Annotated in this window: 26 protein-coding genes; 4 read left to right on the forward strand and 22 right to left on the reverse strand. The window is 45.1% G+C overall.

Annotated elements, in window-relative coordinates:
• Positions 1-76: 76 nt before the first annotated feature.
• The 7 genes from VC28_RS07095 to VC28_RS07125 all read right to left on the reverse strand — a co-directional run bounded on the left by VC28_RS07095 (position 77) and on the right by VC28_RS07125 (position 8,611).
• Positions 77-343 (reverse strand): hypothetical protein, encoded by a 267-nt coding sequence (locus VC28_RS07095; protein ID WP_049630029.1) that lies wholly within the window; start codon positions 341-343, stop codon positions 77-79.
• Positions 344-404: 61 nt separating this feature from the next.
• Positions 405-1,664 (reverse strand): hypothetical protein, encoded by a 1,260-nt coding sequence (locus VC28_RS07100; protein WP_156184297.1) that lies wholly within the window; start codon positions 1,662-1,664, stop codon positions 405-407.
• 337 nt (positions 1,665-2,001) lie between these two features.
• Positions 2,002-3,180: an acetyl-CoA C-acyltransferase FadA gene (gene fadA / locus VC28_RS07105; RefSeq protein ID WP_049630031.1), complete on the reverse strand. Its 1,179-nt coding sequence runs from the start codon at positions 3,178-3,180 to the stop codon at positions 2,002-2,004.
• Between the two features lie 12 nt (positions 3,181-3,192).
• Positions 3,193-5,343 carry a fatty acid oxidation complex subunit alpha FadB gene (gene fadB / locus VC28_RS07110; RefSeq protein ID WP_049632231.1) on the reverse strand — a complete coding sequence of 717 codons (2,151 nt, stop codon included), beginning with the start codon at positions 5,341-5,343 and terminating at the stop codon, positions 3,193-3,195.
• Between the two features lie 119 nt (positions 5,344-5,462).
• The gene (locus VC28_RS19275; RefSeq protein ID WP_053094167.1) at positions 5,463-6,008 is read right to left on the reverse strand and encodes a helix-turn-helix domain-containing protein; all 546 of its coding nucleotides are present in this window, start codon (positions 6,006-6,008) and stop codon (positions 5,463-5,465) included.
• A gap of 91 nt (positions 6,009-6,099) precedes the next feature.
• Entirely contained in the window at positions 6,100-6,462 is a 363-nt protein-coding gene (locus VC28_RS07120; RefSeq protein ID WP_049630032.1) for an MmcQ/YjbR family DNA-binding protein, read from the reverse strand.
• Between the two features lie 457 nt (positions 6,463-6,919).
• Entirely contained in the window at positions 6,920-8,611 is a 1,692-nt protein-coding gene (locus VC28_RS07125; RefSeq protein ID WP_049632233.1) for an NAD-dependent malic enzyme, read from the reverse strand.
• A 136-nt stretch (positions 8,612-8,747) separates the two neighbouring features.
• On the opposite strand from VC28_RS07125, the gene VC28_RS07130 reads away from it, so the two are divergent.
• Positions 8,748-9,104: a HopJ type III effector protein gene (locus VC28_RS07130; RefSeq protein ID WP_049630033.1), complete on the forward strand. Its 357-nt coding sequence runs from the start codon at positions 8,748-8,750 to the stop codon at positions 9,102-9,104.
• 8 nt (positions 9,105-9,112) lie between these two features.
• Entirely contained in the window at positions 9,113-9,538 is a 426-nt protein-coding gene (locus VC28_RS07135; protein WP_049630034.1) for a secondary thiamine-phosphate synthase enzyme YjbQ, read from the forward strand.
• Positions 9,539-9,596: 58 nt separating this feature from the next.
• Here the strand turns inward: VC28_RS07135 and ffh are convergent, their stop codons facing one another.
• Positions 9,597-10,985, reverse strand: coding sequence for a signal recognition particle protein (gene ffh, locus VC28_RS07140; protein WP_049630035.1), 1,389 nt, complete (start codon positions 10,983-10,985; stop codon positions 9,597-9,599).
• A gap of 259 nt (positions 10,986-11,244) precedes the next feature.
• Here ffh and VC28_RS07145 point away from each other — a divergent pair, with 259 nt between their 5' ends.
• Positions 11,245-12,045 carry a cytochrome C assembly family protein gene (locus VC28_RS07145; RefSeq protein ID WP_049630036.1) on the forward strand — a complete coding sequence of 267 codons (801 nt, stop codon included), beginning with the start codon at positions 11,245-11,247 and terminating at the stop codon, positions 12,043-12,045.
• Between the two features lie 16 nt (positions 12,046-12,061).
• On the opposite strand, the gene VC28_RS07150 is transcribed toward VC28_RS07145, so the two are convergent.
• The 12 genes from VC28_RS07150 to VC28_RS07210 form a co-directional block, all read right to left on the reverse strand.
• Positions 12,062-12,349, reverse strand: coding sequence for a hypothetical protein (locus tag VC28_RS07150; RefSeq protein ID WP_156184298.1), 288 nt, complete (start codon positions 12,347-12,349; stop codon positions 12,062-12,064).
• A 282-nt stretch (positions 12,350-12,631) separates the two neighbouring features.
• A complete protein-coding gene (gene cysS / locus VC28_RS07160) occupies positions 12,632-14,026 on the reverse strand; it encodes a cysteine--tRNA ligase (protein WP_049630039.1) in 1,395 nt (464 codons plus the stop codon).
• A gap of 1 nt (position 14,027) precedes the next feature.
• Positions 14,028-15,740 (reverse strand): glutamine--tRNA ligase/YqeY domain fusion protein, encoded by a 1,713-nt coding sequence (locus tag VC28_RS07165; protein ID WP_049630040.1) that lies wholly within the window; start codon positions 15,738-15,740, stop codon positions 14,028-14,030.
• A 163-nt stretch (positions 15,741-15,903) separates the two neighbouring features.
• Positions 15,904-16,968, reverse strand: a complete 1,065-nt coding sequence (mltG, locus tag VC28_RS07170; protein WP_049630041.1) for an endolytic transglycosylase MltG — start codon at positions 16,966-16,968, stop codon at positions 15,904-15,906.
• 14 nt (positions 16,969-16,982) lie between these two features.
• Positions 16,983-17,858 carry an aminodeoxychorismate lyase gene (pabC, locus tag VC28_RS07175; RefSeq protein ID WP_049630042.1) on the reverse strand — a complete coding sequence of 292 codons (876 nt, stop codon included), beginning with the start codon at positions 17,856-17,858 and terminating at the stop codon, positions 16,983-16,985.
• A gap of 72 nt (positions 17,859-17,930) precedes the next feature.
• Entirely contained in the window at positions 17,931-19,169 is a 1,239-nt protein-coding gene (gene fabF / locus VC28_RS07180; protein ID WP_049630043.1) for a beta-ketoacyl-ACP synthase II, read from the reverse strand.
• 110 nt (positions 19,170-19,279) lie between these two features.
• Entirely contained in the window at positions 19,280-19,516 is a 237-nt protein-coding gene (acpP, locus tag VC28_RS07185) for an acyl carrier protein (RefSeq protein WP_012487300.1), read from the reverse strand.
• Positions 19,517-19,710: 194 nt separating this feature from the next.
• Positions 19,711-20,454: a 3-oxoacyl-ACP reductase FabG gene (gene fabG, locus VC28_RS07190; protein ID WP_049630044.1), complete on the reverse strand. Its 744-nt coding sequence runs from the start codon at positions 20,452-20,454 to the stop codon at positions 19,711-19,713.
• Between the two features lie 29 nt (positions 20,455-20,483).
• Positions 20,484-21,425 carry an ACP S-malonyltransferase gene (gene fabD, locus VC28_RS07195; RefSeq protein WP_049630045.1) on the reverse strand — a complete coding sequence of 314 codons (942 nt, stop codon included), beginning with the start codon at positions 21,423-21,425 and terminating at the stop codon, positions 20,484-20,486.
• Positions 21,426-21,455: 30 nt separating this feature from the next.
• Entirely contained in the window at positions 21,456-22,463 is a 1,008-nt protein-coding gene (gene plsX / locus VC28_RS07200; protein ID WP_049630046.1) for a phosphate acyltransferase PlsX, read from the reverse strand.
• A gap of 24 nt (positions 22,464-22,487) precedes the next feature.
• A complete protein-coding gene (gene rpmF, locus VC28_RS07205; protein ID WP_049630047.1) occupies positions 22,488-22,670 on the reverse strand; it encodes a 50S ribosomal protein L32 in 183 nt (60 codons plus the stop codon).
• 40 nt (positions 22,671-22,710) lie between these two features.
• A complete protein-coding gene (locus VC28_RS07210; protein WP_049630048.1) occupies positions 22,711-23,244 on the reverse strand; it encodes a YceD family protein in 534 nt (177 codons plus the stop codon).
• Positions 23,245-23,371: 127 nt separating this feature from the next.
• On the opposite strand from VC28_RS07210, the gene VC28_RS07215 reads away from it, so the two are divergent.
• Positions 23,372-23,962: a Maf family protein gene (locus VC28_RS07215; RefSeq protein ID WP_049630049.1), complete on the forward strand. Its 591-nt coding sequence runs from the start codon at positions 23,372-23,374 to the stop codon at positions 23,960-23,962.
• Here VC28_RS07215 and VC28_RS07220 read toward each other — a convergent pair.
• Both VC28_RS07220 and rluC read right to left on the reverse strand, forming a co-directional pair.
• Positions 23,959-24,603: an HAD-IA family hydrolase gene (locus VC28_RS07220; protein WP_049630050.1), complete on the reverse strand. Its 645-nt coding sequence runs from the start codon at positions 24,601-24,603 to the stop codon at positions 23,959-23,961. The genes VC28_RS07215 and VC28_RS07220 overlap by 4 nt on opposite strands.
• A gap of 19 nt (positions 24,604-24,622) precedes the next feature.
• Entirely contained in the window at positions 24,623-25,642 is a 1,020-nt protein-coding gene (gene rluC, locus VC28_RS07225) for a 23S rRNA pseudouridine(955/2504/2580) synthase RluC (protein ID WP_049630051.1), read from the reverse strand.
• Positions 25,643-25,685: the final 43 nt, after the last annotated feature.

Here is a 25,685-nt window from a genome sequence, read left to right on the forward strand (position 1 = left end):
TAGATAAATCCAGGGAGGGGAAAAACAAATAACGGCTTTGTAACCACTTAACAATTAGACATTAACCGCACAATACCTAATGCAACATCAGCTTTTCAGCCTCATCAACGCCTTCCAATAATTCATCCAACATTGCCTCAGCTTGCTGATCAGCAATTTCTCCAGCAGCCTCCATACCAGCCTCAATCATTGCCTTGGCCACCATGAATTTCTCTTCTCCGAGGAAGGCTAATGACTCTGCTGAAAAACGAATCGTTACTAGAGGCTCGTTGCTCTCATCATCTGCCCGAGCTAATGCTACATCGCCGTTAATTAGCTCAATAATTTCATAAAAAGACGACATTTATACCTCGGAGACCTCTTAAATAGCAGTCGCGTATTCTAACACCCAATCTACCCAAAACCTATTTTGGATTTCCATCCAAGGGTAGTGCCTGTAACAACAATGATGGCGTGTTAGTGCTTATCCACCAATTATCACCTACAACAGGTAATAAGACTGCCTGCCCTGCCGTTATCTGCATTGAAGCGTCACCCATGCTGAGTGATACCGACCCATTCAGCACCATCAGCAACGAATAGCGACTTGAATCCAATGGCTGACCTTCCTTCAAAGTGATTCGCTGCACTTCAAAATCATCAAAACTGGCAATAGATTCAATGCAATTCAGGCCACTGAAGTTCCATAACTGCGATGGTTCTTTTTGATAACTGTCCAGTGTTGCCAATCGCACCGCTATCTCCGAATCCCAGTGAGACTGAGTCAAGACTTGCTGTGAAAAGCTCAAAATTTTCCGCTCATATACGGGAGTTTGAAACTCAACTACCCTGACCCCATGCTGCAATGAATGGGGCATATATCGAGGCACTTTTATCCAGTCGCCAACACTCAAAGGATACGACTCTATAAATGCGTTCATATATGCACGCAGTTTTTTCTCCTTTTCAATAAGGGCTTCCATTTCAGTATCTTGCGATATTTCTTTAATCCACTTTTTCAACAGCTCAGGTGGTGCTGGTTGATTGGTATCAAAAGCGACTGCCCGTTTTTTCTGGGCAAAAACGTCATCTAATGCCCTGCGCACCAGCTCATAATCTTTTACCGCTGCCAGATAAGCATCTTTGAATAAGTCATCGTTATCATAAGAATGGCGTACGGTTTGGTCGAACCCTAACTGAATTCTGCCAATACCCTCGGGCCAAGCCTGAGGGTCTAGATGCGTCACAACATAGACCTCTTGTTTCTGTTCATGAAGCTCAAGATATAAATCGCCGTAAACCTCATCGGGTAAAGGGTCCAGTACCTTCAATAGAATGACATCATCACTTTTCTCAGGATCAGCTGATTGAGGAAAAAGTGACAACATCCAAGGCAATGGCAAATTACCACCATCACCGCACACCTCGGATTGCCCCCTGGCTTCTATACCAGTGAACCACACCTCTCGCCCCCATGGCTTTGGAATTTGGACAGGCTTTAACAACCATGGAGCAGTAAATACCACCCAGGCATATTCGTGATTCCGACAAAATTGGCGAAGACTTTCATAATCAGCGGCAAGCGTTTGCAGCTCCTGCTGTAAAATCACAGACGATGGAGCAATACTCCCTTCAATACGCACGGAACCTTTTTCATCCACCCGAAGATAAATAATCGCTACCAATGCAATGCGTGGATTACCGGGCAAATAATATTGCTGATGTGAAAACTCCAAGGCAAAGATGTCAACAACAGATGAGCGACCACCCAACGCATTAGAAGCACTCTGCTTTAGTGTCGCAATGCGCTCTTGTATGAATGACGAAGGTAAGATTGTTTTATCGGTTAACAGAATCAAACAAATTATCCAACAATAGGGAAATAAACAGTTTACCAGACGCTGGTAAATGATTTGAGAGTGATAGGTTTATTGTATTTTTAAAATGCCTGAACAATAAAATAAGGTAAAAACAAAAAAGGCCAGCAACAGCTGACCTTTAGCATCAAATGGAGCCAATGAATTAATTGAGACGTTCCAATACCGTAGTAATTCCCTGCCCCAACCCAATACACATAGTCGATACACCCAAATTCAAATCCCTATCCTGCATCACCGTTAACAGCGACCCTGTGATACGCGTCCCTGAACATCCAAATGGATGGCCAAGCGCAATCGCACCACCATGGAGATTGACTTTATCATTCATCACATCAAGCAACTTCAAGTCTTTCAGTACAGGCAAAGCTTGCGCGGCAAATGCTTCATTTAATTCCACTGCGTCGATATCGTCTATGGTGAGGTTAGCTGCCTTAAGCGCTTTTTCGGTAGAGGGCACAGGGCCGTAACCCATAATTGACGGATCCACGCCTGCCAAACCTAAAGACACTACTTTCGCAATAGGCTTCAAACCCAATGCTTTTGCACGCTCAGCGGACATCACCAGCATTACCGAGGCACCATCACTGAGCTGTGAAGACGTTCCCGCTGTTACCTGTCCATTCTTGGGATCAAACACCGGAGGTAGTTTTGATAGCGCTTCTACCGTGGTTTCGGGGCGAATAGTTTCATCCTGGTCAACTGACATCAAGAAACCATCCGCGTTATGGCCATCAACGGAAATAATTTCACGGCTGAATTTACCCAGTTCGCGGGCTTTGGCGGCAAGCTGATGAGAGCGCGCCCCGAATTCATCCATCTGCTGACGATTGATTCCGTGCAAAAGCGCCAGATACTCTGCAGTCATTCCCATATTGCCTGCTGCCTTGGCAACGGATAAACCTAATAGTGGATTGATGCTGACGGATTCATACATGGGTAAATGCCCCATATGCTCAACTCCGCCGATCAGGTAAACATCACCCTGCCCCGCACGGATATTGACGGTAGCTGTGTGTAATGCCGACATAGAAGATCCACACAAACGATTAATGGTTTGTGCCGGAATAGTGTGCGGCAAACCGGCAAGCAACAAAATATTGCGCGCAATATTAAAAGCCTGCTCTTCTCGCTGCATGACACAACCCCACAACAAATCATCAATTGTATTGGGGTCAAGATTAGGATTGCGCGCTAATAAACCTTTAATAATTGCCGCAGAAATATCATCGGCACGCATATGGCGAAAACAGCCGTTTTTGGAACGCCCCATGGCGCTACGTGCGTAATCAACGATGACGGCATCGCGTGGTTGTAAGCTCATTATCGTATCTCCTTAGCCGTAAAATTTTTGGTTGTTGGCGGCTTTTGCTTTCAAGCTATCGGGAGCTTGGTAGAGCGCGCCCAGCGCGGCAAATTTTGCGGCCATGTCACAAAACGCCTGTGCACCAATAGAATCAATCCAGCGGAAAACACCACCACGGAATGGAGGGAAGCCCGTACCATAAACCAATGCCATATCCGCTTCAGCAGCTGTCTCGACAATCCCCTCATCAAGACAGCGCGTTAATTCAGTTGCCATCGGAATCATCATGCGCGCGACAATATCTTCATCGGTAATGTCTACTGTCCCCTGAATGGTAGGCTTGAGGATCTCAGCCACTTCTGCAGCGGGAACCTTGGCAGGTTTGCCTTTTTTGTCTAACTCGTAGTTATAAAAACCTTTTTCGTTTTTCTGGCCTAAACGGCCTGCAGCAAACAGCGCATCAGTACAGGATGTAAAATCACGTTGCATGCGGTCTGGGAAACCATTCGCCATTACTTTTTCAGCGTGCACTGCAGTATCTATCCCTACAACGTCAAGTAAATATGCCGGCCCCATCGGCCAACCCCATGTTTCCATAATTTTATCGATTCGATGATAGTCAACGCCATCGCGAAGCAGCATCGCAAAACCAGCCAAGTAAGGAAACAGTACGCGGTTTACCAAAAATCCGGGGCAATCTTTTACGACAATCGGTTTTTTACCCATCGCATTTGCATAAGCCACTGTGCGAGCAACCGCGTTGTCAGATGTTTTTTTGCCGCGAATCACTTCAACCAAAGGCATCATGTGAACAGGATTAAAGAAATGCATGCCACAGAAATTTTCAGGGCGCGCTAAATCCTCAGCTAAATAACTGATTGAAATAGTCGAGGTATTTGACGCAATAATTGTGTCACTGCTGACCTTGGTTTCTACTTCAGCCAAGACCGATTTTTTCACCTTTGGATTTTCAACAACTGCTTCGACAACAATATCGATATGATCAAAACCATCATACGTCAACGCAGGCTCAATGCGATTAAGCACATTACCCATTTCCACTGCTGTCAGCTTTTTGCGCTCAACACGTTTACTTAATAATTTATTGGCTTCAGACAAGCCCAAATCAATTCCCGCTTGAGCAATATCTTTCATTTTAATCGGCACGCCTTTGAGTGCAGATTGATACGCAATCCCACCACCCATAATTCCCGCACCCAACACTGCAGCACGCGCGATTTTTTTATCTGCTTTTTTCTCCCAGCTTTTAGCTTTTTTACCCAACATTTGCTCGTTGACAAAAATTCCCACCAACGATTGGGCAACTGGCGTTTGCGCCATTTTGGCAAACCCTTCTGCTTCAATTTGCAGCGCTTCATCGCGGCCTTTATCGGCCGCTTTTTGCATAGATTTTATTGCTGTCACCGGCGCCGGATAATTACGCCCTGCTTGCGCCCCCACAAAGGCCTTCGATGTTTCAAAAGCCATCATGGACTCAATAAAATTTAATTTAAGCGGCGCTTTTTTCTGTGTGCGACGAGACTGATAATCAAATTTACCGTCAATACATTGCTGCAAACAATTCAGTGCAGCATCCCGCAGTTTGGCTGGCTCCACAACCGCATCAACCACCCGAGCAATCAGCGCAGTTTCAGCATCGTTTTCTTTACCTGCAGCAATCCACTCAACAGCTGTGTCCAATCCTGCTAAGCGCGGCAAACGTACAGTGCCGCCCCAACCCGGAATAATCCCCAATTTGGTTTCGGGCAAACCAACTTTGGCAGCAGTACTCGCGATGCGATAATCGCACGACAAACAAAACTCCAATCCGCCGCCCAGCGCAAAACCATTAATTGCAACGACAGTTGGAAAGGGCAAATCTTCCAACCGGCAAAAGTTACGGTTGTTCGTCGCAAGATGGCCGGTAATTTGATCAGGACCCGCCGCAAACACAGCGCCGAATTCCATAATATCGGCACCCACGATAAAAACGTCTTTGGCGCTACTGATGAGCAACCCCTTGATGTTTTTCGCGCTCTCCAGTAAATCCAGTACTTGTTGTAGCTCAGACACCACAAGCAAACTGAATTTATTGACTGATTCGCCTTGTAAATCGAAGGTAAGTTCGGCGATGCCATCAGGCAACAGCGACACTTTTAGGGCTTGTCCTTGGAACATAATTAATCTCTCTTTCTGATTGAACGAGGAGGAAAATCTGGTTTTGAGTGTAGCAGGCTGGTGCAGACTTGCCTTATGAGAGTGCAAGCAGCTGGGGGATAACGCACAAAAATCCCTAAAAATCAGGCTTTATGTGCAAAAAGCGAACAAAGGAATAATCGCGCAGGATGAACAGAGAAATTTGCGAGGCGATAGCACTGGTGCGCAGGAATATAGAAGTTATCCCCTGCTTTTAGTCGATGCTCCGCTTCCAGGGTAATTAACAGTATTTCCCCTTGAATGAGAACACCCGACACATCTACTGACATAACGTGGAAAGGAGTGACTTGCTCAGCAGATAACTCCTGAATGCGCGCGTCCAATTGATGCGCGGACGCGTGGGATATCTTCTGGGCAGGGTTTACGGAGGGAAGACTAAAAGCAAAAAAATCGGTCAGGCTGATCGGGAGCGCCGCAAGTATACGACCAAGGGATTGAACACTCGGACTTACCTGCCCTTGCTCAATAATCGAAATGCTACTATTAGTCAGACCTGCGCGCTTGGCAAGCTCACGTTGGGAATATCCACAAGCTTCCCGCAGCAACTTCAAGCGGATGCCCACTTCGCCAAATGCAACATCAAACGCACTTGTAGACACTGACTCATTTATCTCTGAGTGAACGGTCATATCAAGGCTCCACCTGTGCAAAGCAGATCATGAAGAATAAAGGAAGCAGGAATAATTGCTGCACCGAGCTATGCCCGGTGCTAAATGAAGCCTATTTTTTGGATGCCAGAAGCTGCTCGCGCTCAAGCGTTGGCAGATTATCAACGATCAGCTGATATGAGTGGTCAATCATGCGTTGGATTTGTTCTGTAGGAACAGATCCGTCGAGAATGATGGTATTCCAATGCTTTTTGTTCATCTGAAAACCTGGACGAACGGCAGGGTACTGCTCACGTAATTGGAGTGCCAAATCAGGGTCGCATTTCAGGCTTACCCGCGGAACACCACCCTCGGCAGTCAGAGTGGCAAACATTTTATGGCAAACTTTATACACCGCCATATCAGGGCCAGAGGGAAACATCTCTTTGGCTTGGTGCTTGGTTAATAAATACTTTTGTGCAGAAAGGAAATCCATGTTTTAGTCCTTTATCGAACAACTCAGGTCGATTAAAAAGCTATAAATTAGGTTAAGGTTAAGCATAAATTGATACATCACTATGCTGCCGCCCTACTGAAATGGCCGCAGCATTTTTGCCGTCTCCCCACGTACAAACTGCCCTGATATTGTCTTTACAGAGCCCGCTCCTTCCGCTAGCGCCTATTTTGCATCAGCTCACAGAGAAACGATAGCAAGAATGGCACTTAATTCATCATATATGTCATGGCAGGTGATTTTATGGTCGATACGACCAGTTGTCACTCCCTTATACGTAGAATTACTCAGGCAAAAGCGTTATGGGCTCTATTGATATTCTTTATGGAACAGCTTTGGGAGATATTCAAGCCAAAAACCTTACCAAAGCCTAGCATATTAATAACGAGGTAAAAATTGCACGCTCTTACAGCATGTTGGGTTTACCTCACAGCTTGCGTTAAAACGAAGTACGACGATACTCGCGGTATTCTGGCTGCCAGAAATGCTGTTCAATCTTTCCATCGATCATTTCCAAAGGAATAGGCAAAGCCACACCGTCATCGATAGCTTGAAGAACTACGGCCTTGGCGATCACTTTACTGACATCACGGATGGTATCCAGCGCTGGCAAAAGCGCCCCCTTCCCTGTTTGAGCCAATGGCGAAGCATCTGCCAGTGCCTTACTGGCTGCTATCATCATGTTGTCAGTAATACGCGTCGCTTTTGCAGTGATAACACCGAGACCAACACCAGGAAAAATATAACTGTTGTTGCACTGCGCGATCTCGTACACCTGATCGCCCATATCGACTGGAGGGAACGGACTTCCCGTTGCCACCATCGCCTTACCCGCCGTCCAGCGCAACAAGTCAACAGGCTGGGCTTCAGCCTGAGATGTAGGATTGGAAAGCGGCAATATCAGTGGCCGCTCACAATGCATACTCATTTCTTCTACGATCATTTTGGTAAATAAACCAGCCTGGCCGGAAACACCGATCAAGATACTGGGTTTAACATTCGCAACCACATCATATAAGCCAATCACATCGTCTTTGTTTTTTAGCTTCCAATCTTTCGTAAGATTATCAGGCGTACAAAATGGAATTTGAAAGTCATACAAACCTGACGAGCTTGAGCGCAACAAACCATCTTTACTGATTAAAAATATTTTCGATCGTGCTTCTTGCTCATTGGCACCTTCACGCATCATTTGCTTCACAATTTGATCTGCGATGCCACAACCTGCCGACCCCGCCCCCGCAAATACAATACGCTGATCGATTAGACGCTCGCCTTTGGCTTTGCATGCAGCCATCAAGGTTCCAACTGCAACCGCAGCAGTTCCTTGAATATCATCATTAAAACAGCACAACTGATCGCGATAGCGATTCAATAACGGCGTTGCATGTTCTTGTGCAAAATCTTCAAATTGCAACAACACATTAGGCCAACGCATTTTTATTGCCTGAATAAACTCATCGACAAACTGATAATAATCATCGCCGCTAATGCGCGGATGTCTCCATCCCATATACATTGGGTCATCAAGCAACGCCTGATTATTTGTACCCACATCCAAAGTGACGGGCAAAGTGTAAGCGGGACTTATTCCACCGCAAGCGGTATAAAGCGCAAGTTTACCGATGGGAATTCCCATGCCACCAATTCCCTGATCGCCCAACCCCAAGATACGTTCGCCATCTGTCACAACGATAACTTTTACATTTTGCTTGGTAGCATTTTGTAGCATGTCGTCAATGCGATCGCGGTCAGGGTAAGAAATAAATAGACCTCGTTTGCGCCGATAAATTTTTGAAAACTGCTGGCAAGCCAAACCCACTGTCGGCGTATAAATTAACGGCATAATTTCTGTGAGATGGTCAGTCACCAAACGAAAATATACAGTTTCATTCGTATCCTGAATATTGCGCAAATAGATATGCTTATCTATCTCAGATTCGAACGAGCGGAGCTGCTGATAAACGCGAGCTTCCTGCTCCTCAATAGTTTCAATGTTATAAGGCAACAAGCCTTCAAGATTAAACTGCTGCCGTTCACGTAGCGTGAATGCACTCCCCTTGTTCAACAAAGGAGCTTCCAACAACGCCGGGCCAGCAAAAGGGATATAAATGGGACGTTTTTTCGACATGATCATCACAGCAGAAATAGCCTATATGAAGTAACCATAGCGCAATTAACCAGTAACGACCAGCCAATTATTCTTTTTACCCAACAAAATGTAAAATAGGATTTAACCTTACTGTTATCCTTGTCGAGCTCTTATCATGACCATTCATACATTTATTGAAAAACTTAATACAACACCTGAATTGATTCAGTTTTCTGACACAATGGCGGTCATTGAAAGCCATTACGACTTCACACCAACAGCATTCAAAAATGGCCAACTGACGAATGAAGCGGGTCAAAACTCAGGCTCATGCAAACTATTTTCATTTGCGCAATTGCACAACTTATCAGTTGCCCAAACACTGGCTTGCTTTGGGGATTATTATCGTATCGATGTACTGCAGCATCCTGACGCAAAAGACCACCAAAACATCCGCAACTTTATGCAATACGGATGGGAAGGTATTGTATTTGATGCTCCTGCGCTTCATTTAAAAAACGCTAACATTTAAGTGACAACATGTGGCTACGAAAAGAGTTTCACCTGAAAGCGCGCACGCGAGGATTTCATTTAATAACAGATGAAATCCTCGCTAATATTCCAGAATTAACCACTTACAAAATTGGTTTGCTGAATGTCTTTATCAAACATACATCTGCATCACTGACAATTAACGAAAATGCAGACCCTACCGTACGGAAAGACTTTGAAAGTTTTTTCAATGAACATGTCCCTGAAGATATGCCCTACTACTTGCATAATGACGAAGGAAGCGATGATCTTCCTGCACATCTGAAAACCAGCATTTTGGGCTGCAATTTAACTATTCCAGTCCATCAGGGACATTTGGATATAGGAATCTGGCAGGGAATATATTTGTGTGAGCACCGCAATCAAGGTGGAAGCCGCAGTATAGTATTAACACTGCAGGGCGAAGTTTTTTAACACCATAAAAAAACCGTCGTTGATTTTATCAACGACGGTTTTAATATTCTCAATCAAATTATTTGCGGAAACCCGGAGGTAACATACCGCCAGAAGGAACACCACCCGGCATCATACCGCCGAGACCACGCATCATTTTTTGCATTCCACCGCCTTTCATTTTACCCATCATTTTTGCCATTTGTTTGTACTGTTTTAGCAAACGATTAAGATCCTGAATTTGCGTTCCAGACCCTGCTGTAATCCGACGCTTGCGTGAGCCACTTAAGTCATCGGGATTACGACGCTCGTCCGGAGTCATGGAGTTGATAATAGCTTCCATCGTCTTGAACTGCTTATTCATGTTTGCCGATTGCGCCATTTGCGCAACATTACCCAAACCTGGCAACTTATCGAGCATGGAGGTCAAGCCGCCCATGTTTTGCATTTGCTGTAGTTGATCACGCAAATCTTCAAGATCAAACTTTTGACCTTTGGTCACCTTTTTGATTAATTTTTCTGCTTTTTCTTTATCAACATTCCGTTCAACTTGCTCAATTAACGAGAGCACATCACCCATGCCGAGAATGCGCGACGCGATACGATCCGGGTGAAAAGGTTCAAGCGCATCAACTTTCTCGCCCATCCCCAAAAACTTGATGGGCTTACCAGTAATGTGACGTACAGACAAAGCCGCACCACCACGCGCATCGCCATCAGCCTTGGTCAAAATAACGCCAGTTAACGGTAATGCATCGTTGAATGCTTTGGCCGTATTTACTGCATCCTGACCAATCATCGCATCAATAACAAACAAAGTTTCGACAGGATTAATTGCCGCGTGAAGCTCTTTGATTTCACCCATCAACTCTTCATCAACATGCAAGCGACCCGCAGTATCGACAATCAGTACATCGAAGAATTGTTTCTTTGCGTGATCAATTGCACTGCGAGCAATATCCAGTGGCTTTTGTTCGGAAGTTGATGGAAAAAACTCCGCACCAACCTCACTGGCCAGCGTTTGTAACTGCTGTATCGCCGCTGGACGATAAACGTCCGCACTAACCACCAATACTTTTTTCTTTTCACGTTCTTTCAGGAAACGAGCCAGTTTAGCGACCGATGTTGTTTTACCAGCACCCTGCAAGCCCGCCATCAACACAACAGCAGGGGGCTGCTGTGCCAAATTAAGCGACTCATTCGCCTGCCCCATAGTCGCAACCAACTCGGCCTCAACAATCTTGATAAACTGCTGGCCGGGATTTAGCGCTTTGCTAATCTGCTGCCCCAAAGCACGGCTACGTACCTGATCAATGAAGGCTTTAACAACAGGCAGGGCTACATCCGCCTCCAACAAAGCCTTGCGTACGTCACGCAAAGCATCTTTGATGTTGTCTTCGCTCAAGCGAGCTTTGCCTGTAATACTGCGCAGCGTATGGGATAAACGATCAGTTAAATTCTCAAACATAGCGTCTCTCAAAAAACGGAAAAATCGGTATCAATTAACTGGCCATATTGCAGAAAAATCCTCTTACAACATTAGCCTCGACAAGTTGCGGCGATTATACCTCCAAAGATAGGCAATTGCTGCTTTACCCACATGGGTTTGGGTTACCCGCGGCTTAATAAGTATGTTTCTCATCTACACTTCTCTTTAGAGGTACCTTATGACACACTTGGCACTCCGGTTTCGCCAATGCCAGCACCTTACGGATTAGCCTTACAGCATGATAACCCTGAGCGCCAACCTGATAGCTATCTTCGTTTATACCTCTGCTGCCATCTATTTTGGCAGCCTGTTTATTCGCCAAAAACCTATTCATTCCGTGCAATTGTTGGGAGTTGCAGCATTTGGGCTTATCATTCATGGCGTAGGCGTATACGGCATCAGCGTTAGTCACAGCGGGATTGCTTTCAGCTTATTTTCTGTTTCCTCACTCATATTTTTGGTTGTAAATGCGATTGTGCTTTTCAGTAGCCTGAAAAAAGCCCTGCACAATTTATTCTTATTATTATTTCCGTTATCAGCGTTGTCTGTCCTGGCCTCGATAACAGCAACCAATCCCGGATGGCAGCATTCGCTCAGCTACAGTATTGCCGCACACGTGATTTTATCGATTCTCGCTTACAGCCTGCTTACCATTGCCAGTTTACAAGCACTCATATTGGCTTATCAAAACCACGCACTGAAACACAAAAATCGCATTGCAAACGCGCGCTTGCTGCCGCCACTACAGACAATGGAGTCACTACTCTTCGAGTTTTTATGGGTTGGAGAGATCCTACTAACACTGGCAATACTGTCAGGTTTTTATTTCCTCGAAGACATGTTTGCGCAACATTTAGTGCATAAAACAGTATTTGCGTTAATTGCCTGGCTTATTTATGCCTTGTTACTGTGGGGGCGCTACCAAATGGGCTGGAGGGGAACCAAAGCAATTCGGTGGGCTCTAGCCGGTTTCATTTGTCTTATGCTTGCCTACTTTGGCAGCAAAATGGTTCTGGAAATTATTCTTAATAAGATTTGACTCTAAATTGTTCTTCTTATTTTTTTATTTCATCATCAATAGAGTCATCCGTCTGCGGTGATGCGTCAGTGCGAGTGTTTACATCAATACCGTCATCACCACCGCTCCTTAGCTTACCTAACAACCAAGCAAAAACTGCAGCCACAATAATCAGGCAAACCAGCAAGCTTAATAATACAAGCAAGTAACTGCCTAACTCTTTCCAGCTCATTCCCCAGCCATAAACAGCCAGCATTAAAAAACAAAAACTTGCCAGCAGATTAATGCCTAGCCCTCTATGTCGAAATAACTTGTGAAGTCTCATGAGATCAAAACCAATAATGAAGAAGGAAACTGCGCACCACTAAAAAACAGCAGTCACAATAGATAACACTCAACTCACCAAGACTTTCACTATGACATACGCTAGAACAAAACCAGATATGGCTATGATTTTAACCGCTATGCTCTTCTGGATTGGCGATAAAAACTGGAAGCGCGGATGCTTGGAAACCAGCAGCTGAACCAGTACATAGATGCACAAAAATCCACCCGCCCAGTGCAATGCATAGTCGTTAAATAATTGCTCATTCATCAAGATCGACCCTTATTCACGTCGCCATTGGGTAGTGCCATCTTTAGCATCTTCAATCACAATTTTATTCGCGGTTAATTGTTTGCGGATTTCATCGGCACGAGCATAATTTTTGTCTTTTTTAGCCTGAATACGTTCTGCGACCAAGGCATTAACTTCATCAGCAGAAATTTGATCGCCAGCACCTGATTGTAAAAACTCTGTAGGATCAAAACGAAAAATACCAAGAATTGAACCCAGTGCTTTTAATTCGCTCGCCAGCTGAGTCGCTTTTTCTGATCCTGCTTCGCAACTGTTTAGCTCGCGCACGAGATCATACATCGTTGCTAACGCGACACGAGTATTAAAGTCATCATTCATCGCATCTACAAACGCGGCATAATACTGACTACCTGAAATTGCCGATAATTCCGCTGCTGGAACAGCCACATACTCACGAAGTGCAGCATAGAAACGTTCAAGCCCCGCTCGCGCTTCAACCAAACTATCTTCTGAGTAATTAATAGGGCTGCGATAGTGGCTGGTAATCAGAAAAAATCTGACCACTTCAGGATGGTACTTTGCTAGCACATCACGGATGGTAAAAAAATTACCTAACGACTTGGACATCTTTTCACCATCTACACGCAATGGAGCCACATGCATCCAGTAATTCACATAAGAGTGTCCGTTAGCTGCTTCACTCTGTGCAATTTCATTTTCATGGTGAGGGAATTGTAAGTCAGCACCGCCACCATGAATATCCAGCTGATCTCCACAGCATTTTTTCGCCATGGCAGAGCACTCAATATGCCAGCCTGGGCGACCTTCACCCCAAGGCGATGACCATGACGGTTCTCCCGGTTTAGCGGCCTTCCACAACACAAAATCACGAGGGTCTTCTTTGATTTCGTCAACTTCGATACGCGCGCCCGCCAGGAGCTCATCGATATTTTTGTTGGATAATTTTCCATAACCATCAAAGCTGGTGACGCGATAGTAGACATCACCATTTTTTGCAGCGTAGGCGTGGCCTTTTTGGATAAGGGTTTCGACAATTTCGATAATAGGACCAATAAACTCGGTAGCGCGCGGTTCTATACTAGGGGGCAATATTCCAAGCGCTCTTTCATCTTCATGCATAGCATCGATAAAACGCTTGGTCAGAGCGTCAAATTTTTCACCGAGCTCATTGGCGCGGCGAATAATTTTATCGTCAATATCGGTAATGTTATGTACAAAGTTCAAGTCCCAACCCTGGCTGCGTAAAAAACGCGCCATAACATCGAAAGCAATCGAAGTACGGGCATGACCAATATGGCAGTAGTCATAAACCGTAATACCGCAGACATACATAGAAATTTTACCGGGATGAATCGGTTTAAAAATTTCTTTTTGACGTGTAAGGGTGTTGTATATCTGTAGCATATTATTCCTGCTCTTCTTTGCCGAAGCTGTCTTTCAAACTGATCGTGCGATTAAATACCAGTTTATCTGCGGTGCTGTATTTACTGTCCAAACAGAAATAGCCCTGACGCTCAAACTGGAAGCTATTGCCTACAGCAGCTTTACTCAAACTAATTTCCGCCTTGCAGCCTTGCAGGATTTCCAAATTGTTTGGATTCATTGCATCCAAAAAGTTTTTACCACCTGCATCAGGTGCCTCATCATTAAACAGACGATCGTACAAACGTACTTCACAATCCAGATGTTGCACTGCAGAAACCCAATGGATAACACCTTTAGGTTTCACGCCATCTTCTGGATCCTTACCCAAGGTTCCCTCAATAATGCGCGCGCGAATTTCGATAATATTTCCTGTCGAATCTTTAATTGCTTCATCGGCCTCAATGACATAGGCACCACGCAAACGAACACGCTTACCTAATACCAAACGTTTATATTTTTTATTAGCTTCTTCGCGGAAATCTTCTTGCTCAATATAAACAGTTTGACTAAATGGGATAGTACGATCGCCAAGATCATCGCGATTCGGGTGATTGTGAACCGTAAGAATTTCAACTTTATCCGTTGGATAATTAGTCAAGGTTACTTTCAAGGGACGCAATACGCACATTGCCCGCGGTGCGTTTTTATCCAAGTCATCGCGAACACAAAACTCCAGCATACCTACATCAACTACGCCGTCCGAACGAGTCACACCAATACGTTCGCAGAAGTTGCGTAGTGATGCAGGAGTAAATCCTCGGCGACGCATGCCAGAAATCGTCGGCATACGCGGGTCATTCCAACCGTCCACATGGCCTTCATCAACCAGCTGTTTCAATTTGCGCTTGCTGGTCACCGCATAATTTATATTCAAACGCGCAAACTCATATTGGCGTGGCACTGCAGGTACAGGCAAATGTTGAATGAACCAGTCATAAAGTGGTTTATGATCTTCAAATTCCAAGGTACAAATAGAATGTGTAATTCCTTCAATCGCATCACTTTGTCCATGAGCAAAATCATACGAAGGATAGATACACCATTTGTCGCCCGTTTGATGATGATGTGCTTTTTTAATGCGGTAAATAATGGGATCGCGCAAATTAATATTGGGCGACGACATATCGATTTTTGCGCGTAACGAACAAGCACCTTCTTCGAACTCACCTGCTCGCATTTTTTCAAATAACGCAAGATTTTCGTCAACAGATCGATCGCGATAAGGACTGTTTTTTCCAGCCTCAACTAACGTACCGCGATATTCGCGCATTTGCTCAGCACTCAAATCACACACAAATGCCAGACCATTTTTGATCAAGTGAATTGCCCATTCGTACAACTGATCGAAATAATCCGACGTGTACTTCACTTTTCCATCCCATGCAAAACCGAGCCACTTTACGTCTTCCATAATGGAGTTGACGAATTCTTCGTTTTCTTTTTCGGGGTTGGTATCATCAAAGCGCAAGTTACATGCACCACCAAACTCCTCTGCCATACCAAAGTTCAAGCAGATAGATTTGGCGTGACCAATATGCAAATAACCATTTGGCTCCGGAGGAAAGCGGGTCACAATTTTATTGTGAAGCCCCTGCTCCAGATCTTTGCGGATAATTTGTTGGATAAAATGCAAAGGTTTGACTTTTGCGTCAGCGGTATCGTTGTTTGCAATCGAAGAATGATTGTCGCTCATGAGATAACAAATCCATAGGATGATTCGTGATTTGAACGCGACCTCGCCACTATCGAACGAAATCGCAAAAATTGGGGTTATTCTACTGATTTGACCGCTTTTTTCATACCTTGCTATTCACTTTGAATATCGTCTGCAATGCACAAAAAAGACTAAAAAACACTCAGTTTTTGGTGGGCGGAGGTGGTGCAGCACGATAATCACTACGACGGTTCAACTGATATCGCCTGACCGCCTGATTATGCTCATCCAAAGTCTCCGAAAATTCACTAGTTCCATCACCTTTAGCAACAAAGTAGAGCTCCCTCCCTGATGCTGGATTCAGCGCTGCGCGAATAGAAGCTGCACTGGGCAATGAGATTGGAGTAGGAGGTAAACCTTCAATAACATAGGTATTGTATGGCGTTGGCTCCTCAAGATTTTTACGTGTAATCCGACCAAGATAGTTCGCGCCCATCCCGTAAATCACGGTAGGATCAGTTTGCAATTTCATTCCCTGCTGCAACCGCCGGACAAACACACCCGCTATCTTATCTCGCTCGCTGTGATGCCCTGTTTCACGCTCAATAATGGAAGCCATAATCAAGGCCTCATACGGGGTTTTATAAGGTAAGTCAGGTGCTTTTTTACTCCACTCATCATCAAGCAATAATTTCATTTTCTGATAAGCATTGCGAATAATATCCACGTCGGGAGTATTGCGACTGAAACGATAGGTATCCGGAAAAATCCAACCCTCCAAATTGTCAACCGGTAAACCTAACAGTGCCAATTGTTGCTCGGGTGTTTTGCCTGCCAAGGTATGCTGGATATGTTGCTCGTTTGCTAAAGCGGTGAAAGCTTGTTTAACCGTCCAACCCTCCACTATCGTAACCTGATATAAAATCACATCACCTTTTACTAACTTCTCCAGCATGGTTTTTGGAGTTGTTCCAAAAGGGAAAAAATACTCTCCGGCATGTATTTTATTGGTCTCACTAAACCGCGCATACAACCTCAATAAACGCGGATGATCCAAGGCACCTTTTAGTCGCATATCATGAGCAAGATGCCCCAGCGACTGACCAGGCTTTAACTCATAGGAATATCCGTCATCAGGAATAGGTAAAGGTGATACCAGCCAATTCTGAAAATAAAACCATGCCCCCACAACACTTAACATGGCAATCAATACTAGAGCACACAATAAACTTAATAGTTTTGTCGTCAGCGATAATTTTTTTGTCATAAGGTACGTGCTTATCATTCTTCCAAGAGGGAGAGAAGATTCTTTTGTAGTTTTTGTGTGATTTGATACTGCCGATAATAAGAGTCTGTTAATTCTGGCAACGCTTGAAAACCAAAAAATATATGGTTTATCGGCCAAATTCCAAAGACACTATTGCAGAGAAAAATCTCATCCGCTTCCGCCAAAAACTCCAACTTCATTTCAATAATGTGTGTAACCAAACCCGTAGCAGGTGCAATCTTTTCAAGAATGAAGCGACGCATAATGCCCGCAACCCCAGCCATGGAGAGATCAGATGTATAGAGTTGCCCATTTTTTACAACAAATATGTTGCTTACCGTCGCCTCGATTACTCGCCCTTTTTCATCTAACAAGATCCCTTCAGCAAACTCATCAAGCCATTCCGAGCGCGCCAAAATATGTTCGAGTCGATTGAGATGCTTCATTCCCGCAAGGATCGGATTGCAAGACAAGCGTAGGTCACAGACACGAACACTTACACCATTAATAAATGGTGGTGACTGAAGCCCAACCCCAGGAAAAATCCCAATGCAATAAGTCGGTTCCGGACACTCAGGCAAACGATAGCCACGACCACCAATACCCCGAGTTAGAGTTATTTTTACAATCGCATCTGTGACAGCATGAGAATCGACATTATTAATCAACTCATCGCGATACTGAATAAGCCGTTGTTTATCCAACGGGATTTTCAAACACTTGGCGCTTTGCTCCAGACGCTCCCAATGGTAATCCCAAAGAGGCACTTTCCCTTGATGCATTCGACAAGTTTCGAAAATCCCATCGCCATAAGCAAAACCCCGATCAAGCGGTGATATTGCCGCATCGAGCACACCATTTACACTGATCAAAGGTAGATTACTTGACATAATCGAAGCCTATATAAAAACGCCGGGCTGTCTCCAACCCGGCGCTATTTTTTAACGTAAAAACTGCAATTATTACAGTTTACGGAAAATCAGCGAGCCGTTAGTCCCACCGAAACCAAACGAATTGGACAATACTGCTTCGATTTTACGCTCTTGCGCAGTATGAGGCACAAGGTTGATGTCACAGCCGTCTTCCGGGTTATCGAGGTTAATCGTCGGCGGAGCAACCTGATCACGAATCGCCAAAATACTGAAAATCGCCTCAACAGCACCTGCCGCTCCCAACAAATGCCCAATCATTGACTTCGTTGAGCTCACTGCCACCTGCCCAACTGCTGCGCCCATAACCGATTTCACCGCCTGACATTCAGCTTTATCACCTGCTGGCGTGGAAGTGCCGTGAGCATTGATATAATTGATCAATTCAAGCGGAATATTTGCATCTAAAATCGCATTGCGCATTGATGCAGCAGCGCCTGAGCCATCTTCCGGTGGTGAAGTCATATGGTATGCATCTCCACTCATACCAAAACCAACCAACTCGGCATATATTTTGGCTCCACGCTTCTTGGCGTGCTCATATTCTTCAAGAACTAAAACACCTGCACCATCACCTAAAACAAAGCCATCGCGATCTTTGTCCCACGGGCGACTTGCCGCTTGAGGATTATCGTTACGGGTAGACAGAGCTCTTGCGGCAGCAAAACCACCCAACCCGAGGGGTGTTGTAGCCATCTCCGCACCACCGGCAATCATGACATCAGCATCACCATACTGGATCATACGGGCAGCAAAGCCAATACTGTGCGTACCCGTCGTACAGGCTGTTGTTATCGCCACATTCGGACCACGCAGGCCATACATGATCGACAAATTGCCTGAGATCATATTGATAATTGCGCTAGGAACAAAAAATGGAGAAATGCGCCGTGGCCCTTTATTTTCCAAAGTTGAAGAGCCTTCTTCAATTGTACCTATACCACCGATACCAGAACCGATTGAAACACCTATTCGACCTGCATTCTCTTCCGTGATATCCAATCCTGCATCGCGGATCGCCTGAATTCCTGCCACCATGCCGTATTGGATGAATAAATCCATTTTGCGCGCTTCTTTGCTGGGGAAATAATCATCCACCACCAGATTTTTGACAGATGCACTAAATTGCGTGGTAAATGCGGAGGCATCGAAGTGCGAAATAGTCGCTACGCCACTTTTACCATTAACAATGCCATGCCAAGTATCAGCGACGGTATTACCCAGGGAACTGATCATACCCAGACCAGTAACAACAACTCTTTTACGTGACACGTTTGATGTTCTCCTGCGAAGCACAAAAGAAAAAGCCGTACTATTTTGCAATAATACGGCTTTTCAGAAACTGAAATCAGCTAATAATCAAATTACGCCAAACTGGCAACTTATGCCAAGTTGGCATTGATGTAATCGATAGCCAATTGCACGGTAGTGATTTTCTCGGCTTCTTCATCCGGAATTTCAGTTTCGAATTCTTCTTCGAGAGCCATTACTAACTCTACGGTATCCAAAGAATCAGCGCCCAGATCTTCGACGAAAGAAGCTTCGTTTTTAACTTCTTCTTCTTTCACACCCAGTTGCTCAGCAACGATCTTTTTTACGCGTTCTTCAATGCTACTCATGATGTTATGTAACTCCTAGTGGTTATATGTTCGAAACACCAAACAGCTTAAGCACAAATATCACCAAGCTGAGCATTCCGGTCAAAATCGACGCGCATTTTACATCGATTTTCTGGTTGTTGTAATGCCAAGAGGCAAAAAACTTTAACTTTTAGAAAATAACCCATTAAAAACAATAAGTTATCCTCAAAAAATCACGACATATACATGCCGCCATTAACGTGAATCGTCTCACCACTAATGTAAGCCCCAGCATCACTGGCGAGAAATACAACAACGCCTGCAATCTCCTCTGGCGAACCTAAACGTCCTAAAGGAATACGCGAAAGCAACTGTTGTTTTTGTTCATCCGGCAACACCTTGGTCATGTCGGTATCGATGAAGCCCGGCGCTACTGTATTAACAGTAATATTGCGGGAACCTACTTCCGCAGCCAATGAGCGCGCAAAGCCCGCCACACCTGCTTTGGTTGCAGCGTAATTAGACTGCCCAGGATTTCCCATCGCTCCGACAACAGAACTGATATTAATAATCCGCCCCCAGCGAGCCTTCATCATTCCGCGCAAAACACCCTTGCTCAACCGATAAATTGCACTCAAATTAGTATTAATGACATCGAACCACTCATCATCGCTCATACGCATTAATAAATTATCTTTCGTAATACCAGCATTGTTTACCAAAATTGCTGGTGCACCAAATTCGTCACCAACTTCTTTTAATAAATTAGCAACTGAATCAGCGTCAGTGACATTCAACACTTTCCCTGCACCACGAATACCCAAAGCAGCAAAATTTGAAGAAATTTTTTCTGCTCCAGCAGCGCTTGTAGCAGTACCAATTACTACAGCACCAGCTTTGCCTAATTGCTCAGCAATCGCAGCACCTATACCGCGACTAGCACCCGTAACCAAAGCAACTTTATCGATCAGGTTCATCATACGTTCCTTTCAAATCAAATTAATTTTTACGCTAAGTTAGTCAGCGTCGATTGCAGCTCTTCAGGCTTCTCCACAGAAACGGTAGACAAGTCCACGCATATTCTTTTATTTAAACCAGATAATACTTTTCCAGGACCGCATTCCAATGTGGTAGTGATGCCTTGAGCAACCATATTATTCACGCATTCAACCCAGCGCACCGGACTATAAATTTGCTCGATCATCAACGCCTTTATTTTTTCGGGATCAGATTCTGTCGCAGCAGTAACGTTGTGCACAACAGCAATAGAAGGCGCTGAAAATTGTGTTCCATTAATTTGCTCAGCCAGTCTCTCCGCTGCTGGGCGCATTAAATCAGTATGAAACGGCGCACTCACCGGCAAAGGCAAGGCGCGCTTTGCACCTGCTTCTTTACACAGAGCAATCGCGCGCTCTACAGCAGCAACAGAGCCAGCAATCACAACCTGACCAGGAGAGTTAAAATTAACCGCTGATACCACCTCACCCTGTTCTGCTTTTTTACACGCATCCAGAATCAATACATCATCAAGCCCAATAATTGCAGCCATCGCACCCTGTCCAGCAGGCACAGCTTCTTGCATAAATTTACCGCGCTGCTGCACAAGCTTTACAGCATCTTTAAAGTCAACTACGCCCGCACAAACCAACGCTGACCACTCTCCCAAACTGTGGCCAGCCAACAGGGCTGGCTGCGCACCATTTTTTTCTTGCCATACACGCCAAATAGCAACGCTGGCAGCGAGTAGCAAGGGCTGCGTACGTTCCGTAAGATTGATGTCTTCTTGCGCTCCTGTTTGTACCAATACCCACAAATCGTATCCTAGAACAGCTGAAGCTTCAGCAAACGTCTGTTCGACTATCGGGAACTCAGCGGCCAACTCCGCCAGCATACCAATTTTCTGAGAACCTTGACCTGGAAATACAAATGCAAGATGTTGAGTCGTCATAATATTGATGTTTCTCTATTTTGCTGGAAATTAATGTTCAGTGAATGCTTGTTGTATCCGTGCGGGAACCCGCTGAAGTACCTGCTCACGGGCCACAATCAAAGCATGCAAAAATGCCTTTTCGTTTGCGCCTCCATGGCTTTTTATTACTGTTTTTTGAAGCCCCAGAAATGTAGCCCCATTATATAAAGCAGGATCCAACTCATTGCGCAGGAGCTTCAACAATGACGACGCTAGAACCGCCAGGATTTTTGTCAAAAAACTTTTTTGAATAATTGAATTAATTCTTTTTGAAATAAATCGAGCAACGCCTTCACTTGCTTTCAAAGCAATATTGCCACTAAAACCATCGCACACAATTACATCGACTGCACCGCTAAAAATAGCGTCAGCCTCTATAAAACCAACATAATTAAATTTAGCCTCTGTCTTCAACAAAGCATGAGCGGCTTGTAAAACATCGGTGCCTTTTTGATCCTCTGTACCAACATTTAACAGTGCCACACGCGCACGGCTTGAAGACGAAACATTTGCAGCCAATACAGCCCCCATCAATGCAAACTGATGTAATTGCACAGGAGAGCAATTTAAATTAGCGCCTAAATCCAGCAAATAGGTATTCCCATTCTCTACTGGCATAGATTTGCAAATTGCCGGGCGCTCAATATCAGGCAATGTCTTTATCAAGAACTTAGACATTGCTAACAGTGCACCAGTATTGCCAGCACTTAGGCATGCATCAGCATGATTGTTGCGTAACATTTCCAATGCCACCCACATCGATGATGCTCTTTTCTGACGCAACGCCATTAAAGGATCATCATTCATGCGGACAACATCATCAGCGTGCGCAATGGTTATACGATTGAGTAATTCAGAGGATTGCGAGAGCAGAGAACGGATTTGGGTTTGATCGCCAACCAACACCAAATCGACATCGGAGAACTGGGCAATAAAGTTTTGTGCAGCAGAAATAGCAACGCGGGGACCTAAGTCCCCGCTCATAGCGTCAACCGCTATTCGAATTCTTGCCGACAAGATGCTGCTGTCGAGAGTAATAAATTACTCGTCGCTACCTTTGTCGATTACTTTACGGCCACGATAGAATCCATCAGCAGTCACATGGTGACGCAGGTGTTTCTCGCCGCTGGTAGCGTCGACTGACAATGTTGGGCCAGTCAATGCATCGTGTGAACGACGCATGTCACGTCTGGAACGGGATTTTTTGTTTTGTTGAACTGCCATGGTTAGCTCCTATTTACTGACTCGCTGGAACCGAGGCGCCTCAGGATTTCGGCGAGCTCTTAAGTTGTTCCAACACTTGAAATGGGTTTTTCTCTTTATTCACCTCAACCGGCTTACCACTGGAGTACAAATTGCCGTCGAGGCATGACTCCTGATGATAGGCAACAGCAGGTAAACTTAGCAGCAGCTCTTCTTCGATCATCTCGTAAAGATCTGCCACACCTTCGCCTGCTATCCATGGATCAAGATGCTTAGGCAAGTTATTTGCCTCTTCTTCATCCCATACAACCGCAAGCGAAATATTACTTTTAACCGGGACAATAACTGGCTCAAGACAGCGTTGGCAAATTAAAGATAGCTCAGCGTTTGCCGTTCCAGTAATGACCTTTTTCCTTTCTTCACTGACTGTAAACTCAAGATTCACAGCCACTTCACCTTCAGAACTTTCGGTCGCATCAACTATGCGATTGAGTTCTGAAACAGGAATATAACCCTCCAAAGTCACGCCATGTTGTGCGAATTTTCGAGGATCGCCCTGCCGAGGCAAAATTTTGTAAGAAGGGGGCTTAAACATAAGCGCGGCATAATAGGGGTATCAGCTACTAGTGTCAAAGAAAAACTGGTCAAATAGCGGCATTTAGTAGTTTTGCAGTAAGATTTATCCTGTATATAGCGTTTAAACTCTTACGACGACATCAAAAATGCACAAAAACCGCATTATTTTGGCATCCAGCTCCCCCTACAGAAAGCAATTATTGGGCAAATTGGGGCTCGAATTCGACTCAATATCACCTGATATTGACGAGACACCAATGCAGGAAGAAAAACCAACCGACCTGGCATTCAGGCTTGCCCAAGAAAAAGCTCGTGCACTTTCAAACAGCTACCCTAACCACTTGATTATTGGTTCAGATCAAGTTGCTACCATAGCTGACACAATTATTGGAAAACCACTTAATCATGAAGACGCCTTGGCTCAACTAGAAAGCTTCAGCGGAAAACAAGTTTGGTTTTTGACGGGGCTGTGTCTACTCAACAGCGCAACAGGCAGAACCCAAACAACTGTTGAACGTTACAGCGTCAAGTTCCGCCCATTAACCAGAACGCAACTCACCAATTATCTCAACAAAGAGCAACCCTATGACTGCGCCGGAAGCTTTAAAGCTGAAGGTTTAGGTATATGCCTTTTCGAAAAACTTAGCGGTGATGACCCAAATACACTAATCGGCTTGCCGCTGATCACTCTAACCAAAATGCTGGAAAATGAAGGGGTATCCCCCTTGGCCCACTAACCCAAGCGCCCCCATGACAGCAATTGATCGAACTGGTCCAGACACACTACTGGATCATAGCTGTGCAAGCGGCTTATATCATGAGCCCCATAACTGACCGCAATACGAGGCATCATTATCCGACGCGCCATATCCATGTCGTATTCCGTATCACCAATCATTACTGCGTCATTTACGTCCATGCCAAATTCGCGCAGCAATTGCTGAAGCATCAGAGGATTTGGCTTGGATGCCGTCTCATCCGCACAGCGAGTTGCATGAAAGAAGCTGGAAAGCCCCAAGACACCCAATATACGATTAAGACCTTTACGACTTTTACCGGTGGCAACCGTTAAAATATGCCCGTCCTCTTTTAACTTATTCAGGACATCGATAACACCCGGGAAAAAATCAGAAGGACGCGCCTCATCCAGAGCCAAAAAGTGCCGGGCGTACGCATCACGCAGACATGAGCGACCAAACGCATCCACGTCGGGATACAATTGCGCTATCGCTTCGGGAAGCCCCAAGCCAATGATGTTGTGGATATGATGGTCATCCAACGGATCCCACCCCATATCGATCGCCGCCAACTGCATAGATGTCGTAATCTTGGCCTTCGAATCACTCAAAGTACCATCCCAGTCAAAAATCAATAACAATTACCACTCCAAATAAGGACTATTTCGTCCGACTATCGTTTAATTGAGCCATACAAGAAAGAGGCACCGCCAAGTCCGGAGGAAGAGGTGCCTCGACATGAACCAACTCTTCCGAGTCAGGCAAGTAAAAAGATAAGGAAGAAGCATGAAGAAACAATCTTTTAACCCCCCTTTCTCGCATCAGGACATTGACTTCGTCATCCCCGTATTTTTCATCTCCAACGAGAGCGTGCCCTGAATACTGTGCATGCACCCTTATCTGATGCGTTCGCCCTGTTATCGGGCGCGCCTCTATCAAACTAAACCCATCAAAACGTTGCAACAGCTTGAATTCCGTAAGACTTGGCTTGCCATCAGGGTGCACTTTTACAATCCGCTCTCCGCCCGCAACAACTGTTTTAAGCAGGGGCGCGTTAACTCTAGATGCAACCTTTGACCAATCTCCAATAACCAAGGCTTTGTAAATTTTGACAACCCCTCCCTCTTCGCCAGCTGATTTTTCCCGCAATGCGGCTTGCAGATGACGCAAGTAGCTGCGTTTTTTGGCAATCATAATGCAACCTGATGTATCACGATCCAAGCGATGCACAAGCTCAAGGTGGTGCTCATCCGGGCGCATCTGGCGGAGTGTTTCGATCAATCCCAAGGTAACACCGCTACCACCATGAACAGCCAAACCTGGCGGCTTATTAACAACTAGCAGCCCCTTGTCTTCAAATACTATTGATTTGGCTAACAACGCCATCATTTGGTGACTCGCCTTGGCTTCCGTTCCTGCTTCTGCTGTTCGAACAGGAGGAACCCGAACCAAGTCCCCTGCCATTAATTTATATTCAGGTTTTATACGGCTTTTGTTAACTCGCACCTCACCCTTGCGAATCACGTTATAAATTTTTGATCTGGGCACCCCCTTGAGGCGGGCGATCAAAAAGTTATCCAGACGCTGCCCAGCATGTTCCTCATCAATAGAAATGAACGATACTTGAGCAAATGGCTGGTTTTTTGCGGGATCACCCGCTGTTTCGGTCAATGTTTTCATGGTGGCAATAATACCTGATCCCCGACCAACACCACATCAAGGC

This window comes from Cellvibrio sp. pealriver (assembly GCF_001183545.1).
Classification (GTDB): domain Bacteria; phylum Pseudomonadota; class Gammaproteobacteria; order Pseudomonadales; family Cellvibrionaceae; genus Cellvibrio.

Coding starts and splice junctions, on each gene's coding strand:
- cysS (WP_049630039.1), bottom strand. CDS start 14,026: ATGCTACAGATATACAACACCCTTACACGTCAAAAAGAAATTTTTAAA.
- fabD (WP_049630045.1), bottom strand. CDS start 21,425: ATGACGACTCAACATCTTGCATTTGTATTTCCAGGTCAAGGTTCTCAG.
- VC28_RS07215 (WP_049630049.1), top strand. CDS start 23,372: ATGCACAAAAACCGCATTATTTTGGCATCCAGCTCCCCCTACAGAAAG.
- VC28_RS07145 (WP_049630036.1), top strand. CDS start 11,245: ATGATAACCCTGAGCGCCAACCTGATAGCTATCTTCGTTTATACCTCT.
- fadA (WP_049630031.1), bottom strand. CDS start 3,180: ATGAGCTTACAACCACGCGATGCCGTCATCGTTGATTACGCACGTAGC.
- acpP (WP_012487300.1), bottom strand. CDS start 19,516: ATGAGTAGCATTGAAGAACGCGTAAAAAAGATCGTTGCTGAGCAACTG.
- VC28_RS07150 (WP_156184298.1), bottom strand. CDS start 12,349: ATGAGACTTCACAAGTTATTTCGACATAGAGGGCTAGGCATTAATCTG.
- mltG (WP_049630041.1), bottom strand. CDS start 16,968: ATGACAAAAAAATTATCGCTGACGACAAAACTATTAAGTTTATTGTGT.
- VC28_RS07120 (WP_049630032.1), bottom strand. CDS start 6,462: ATGGATTTCCTTTCTGCACAAAAGTATTTATTAACCAAGCACCAAGCC.
- VC28_RS07210 (WP_049630048.1), bottom strand. CDS start 23,244: ATGTTTAAGCCCCCTTCTTACAAAATTTTGCCTCGGCAGGGCGATCCT.
- ffh (WP_049630035.1), bottom strand. CDS start 10,985: ATGTTTGAGAATTTAACTGATCGTTTATCCCATACGCTGCGCAGTATT.
- VC28_RS07135 (WP_049630034.1), top strand. CDS start 9,113: ATGTGGCTACGAAAAGAGTTTCACCTGAAAGCGCGCACGCGAGGATTT.
- VC28_RS07165 (WP_049630040.1), bottom strand. CDS start 15,740: ATGAGCGACAATCATTCTTCGATTGCAAACAACGATACCGCTGACGCA.
- VC28_RS07130 (WP_049630033.1), top strand. CDS start 8,748: ATGACCATTCATACATTTATTGAAAAACTTAATACAACACCTGAATTG.
- fabG (WP_049630044.1), bottom strand. CDS start 20,454: ATGAACCTGATCGATAAAGTTGCTTTGGTTACGGGTGCTAGTCGCGGT.
- pabC (WP_049630042.1), bottom strand. CDS start 17,858: ATGTCAAGTAATCTACCTTTGATCAGTGTAAATGGTGTGCTCGATGCG.
- VC28_RS07095 (WP_049630029.1), bottom strand. CDS start 343: ATGTCGTCTTTTTATGAAATTATTGAGCTAATTAACGGCGATGTAGCA.
- VC28_RS19275 (WP_053094167.1), bottom strand. CDS start 6,008: ATGACCGTTCACTCAGAGATAAATGAGTCAGTGTCTACAAGTGCGTTT.
- rpmF (WP_049630047.1), bottom strand. CDS start 22,670: ATGGCAGTTCAACAAAACAAAAAATCCCGTTCCAGACGTGACATGCGT.
- rluC (WP_049630051.1), bottom strand. CDS start 25,642: ATGAAAACATTGACCGAAACAGCGGGTGATCCCGCAAAAAACCAGCCA.
- VC28_RS07125 (WP_049632233.1), bottom strand. CDS start 8,611: ATGTCGAAAAAACGTCCCATTTATATCCCTTTTGCTGGCCCGGCGTTG.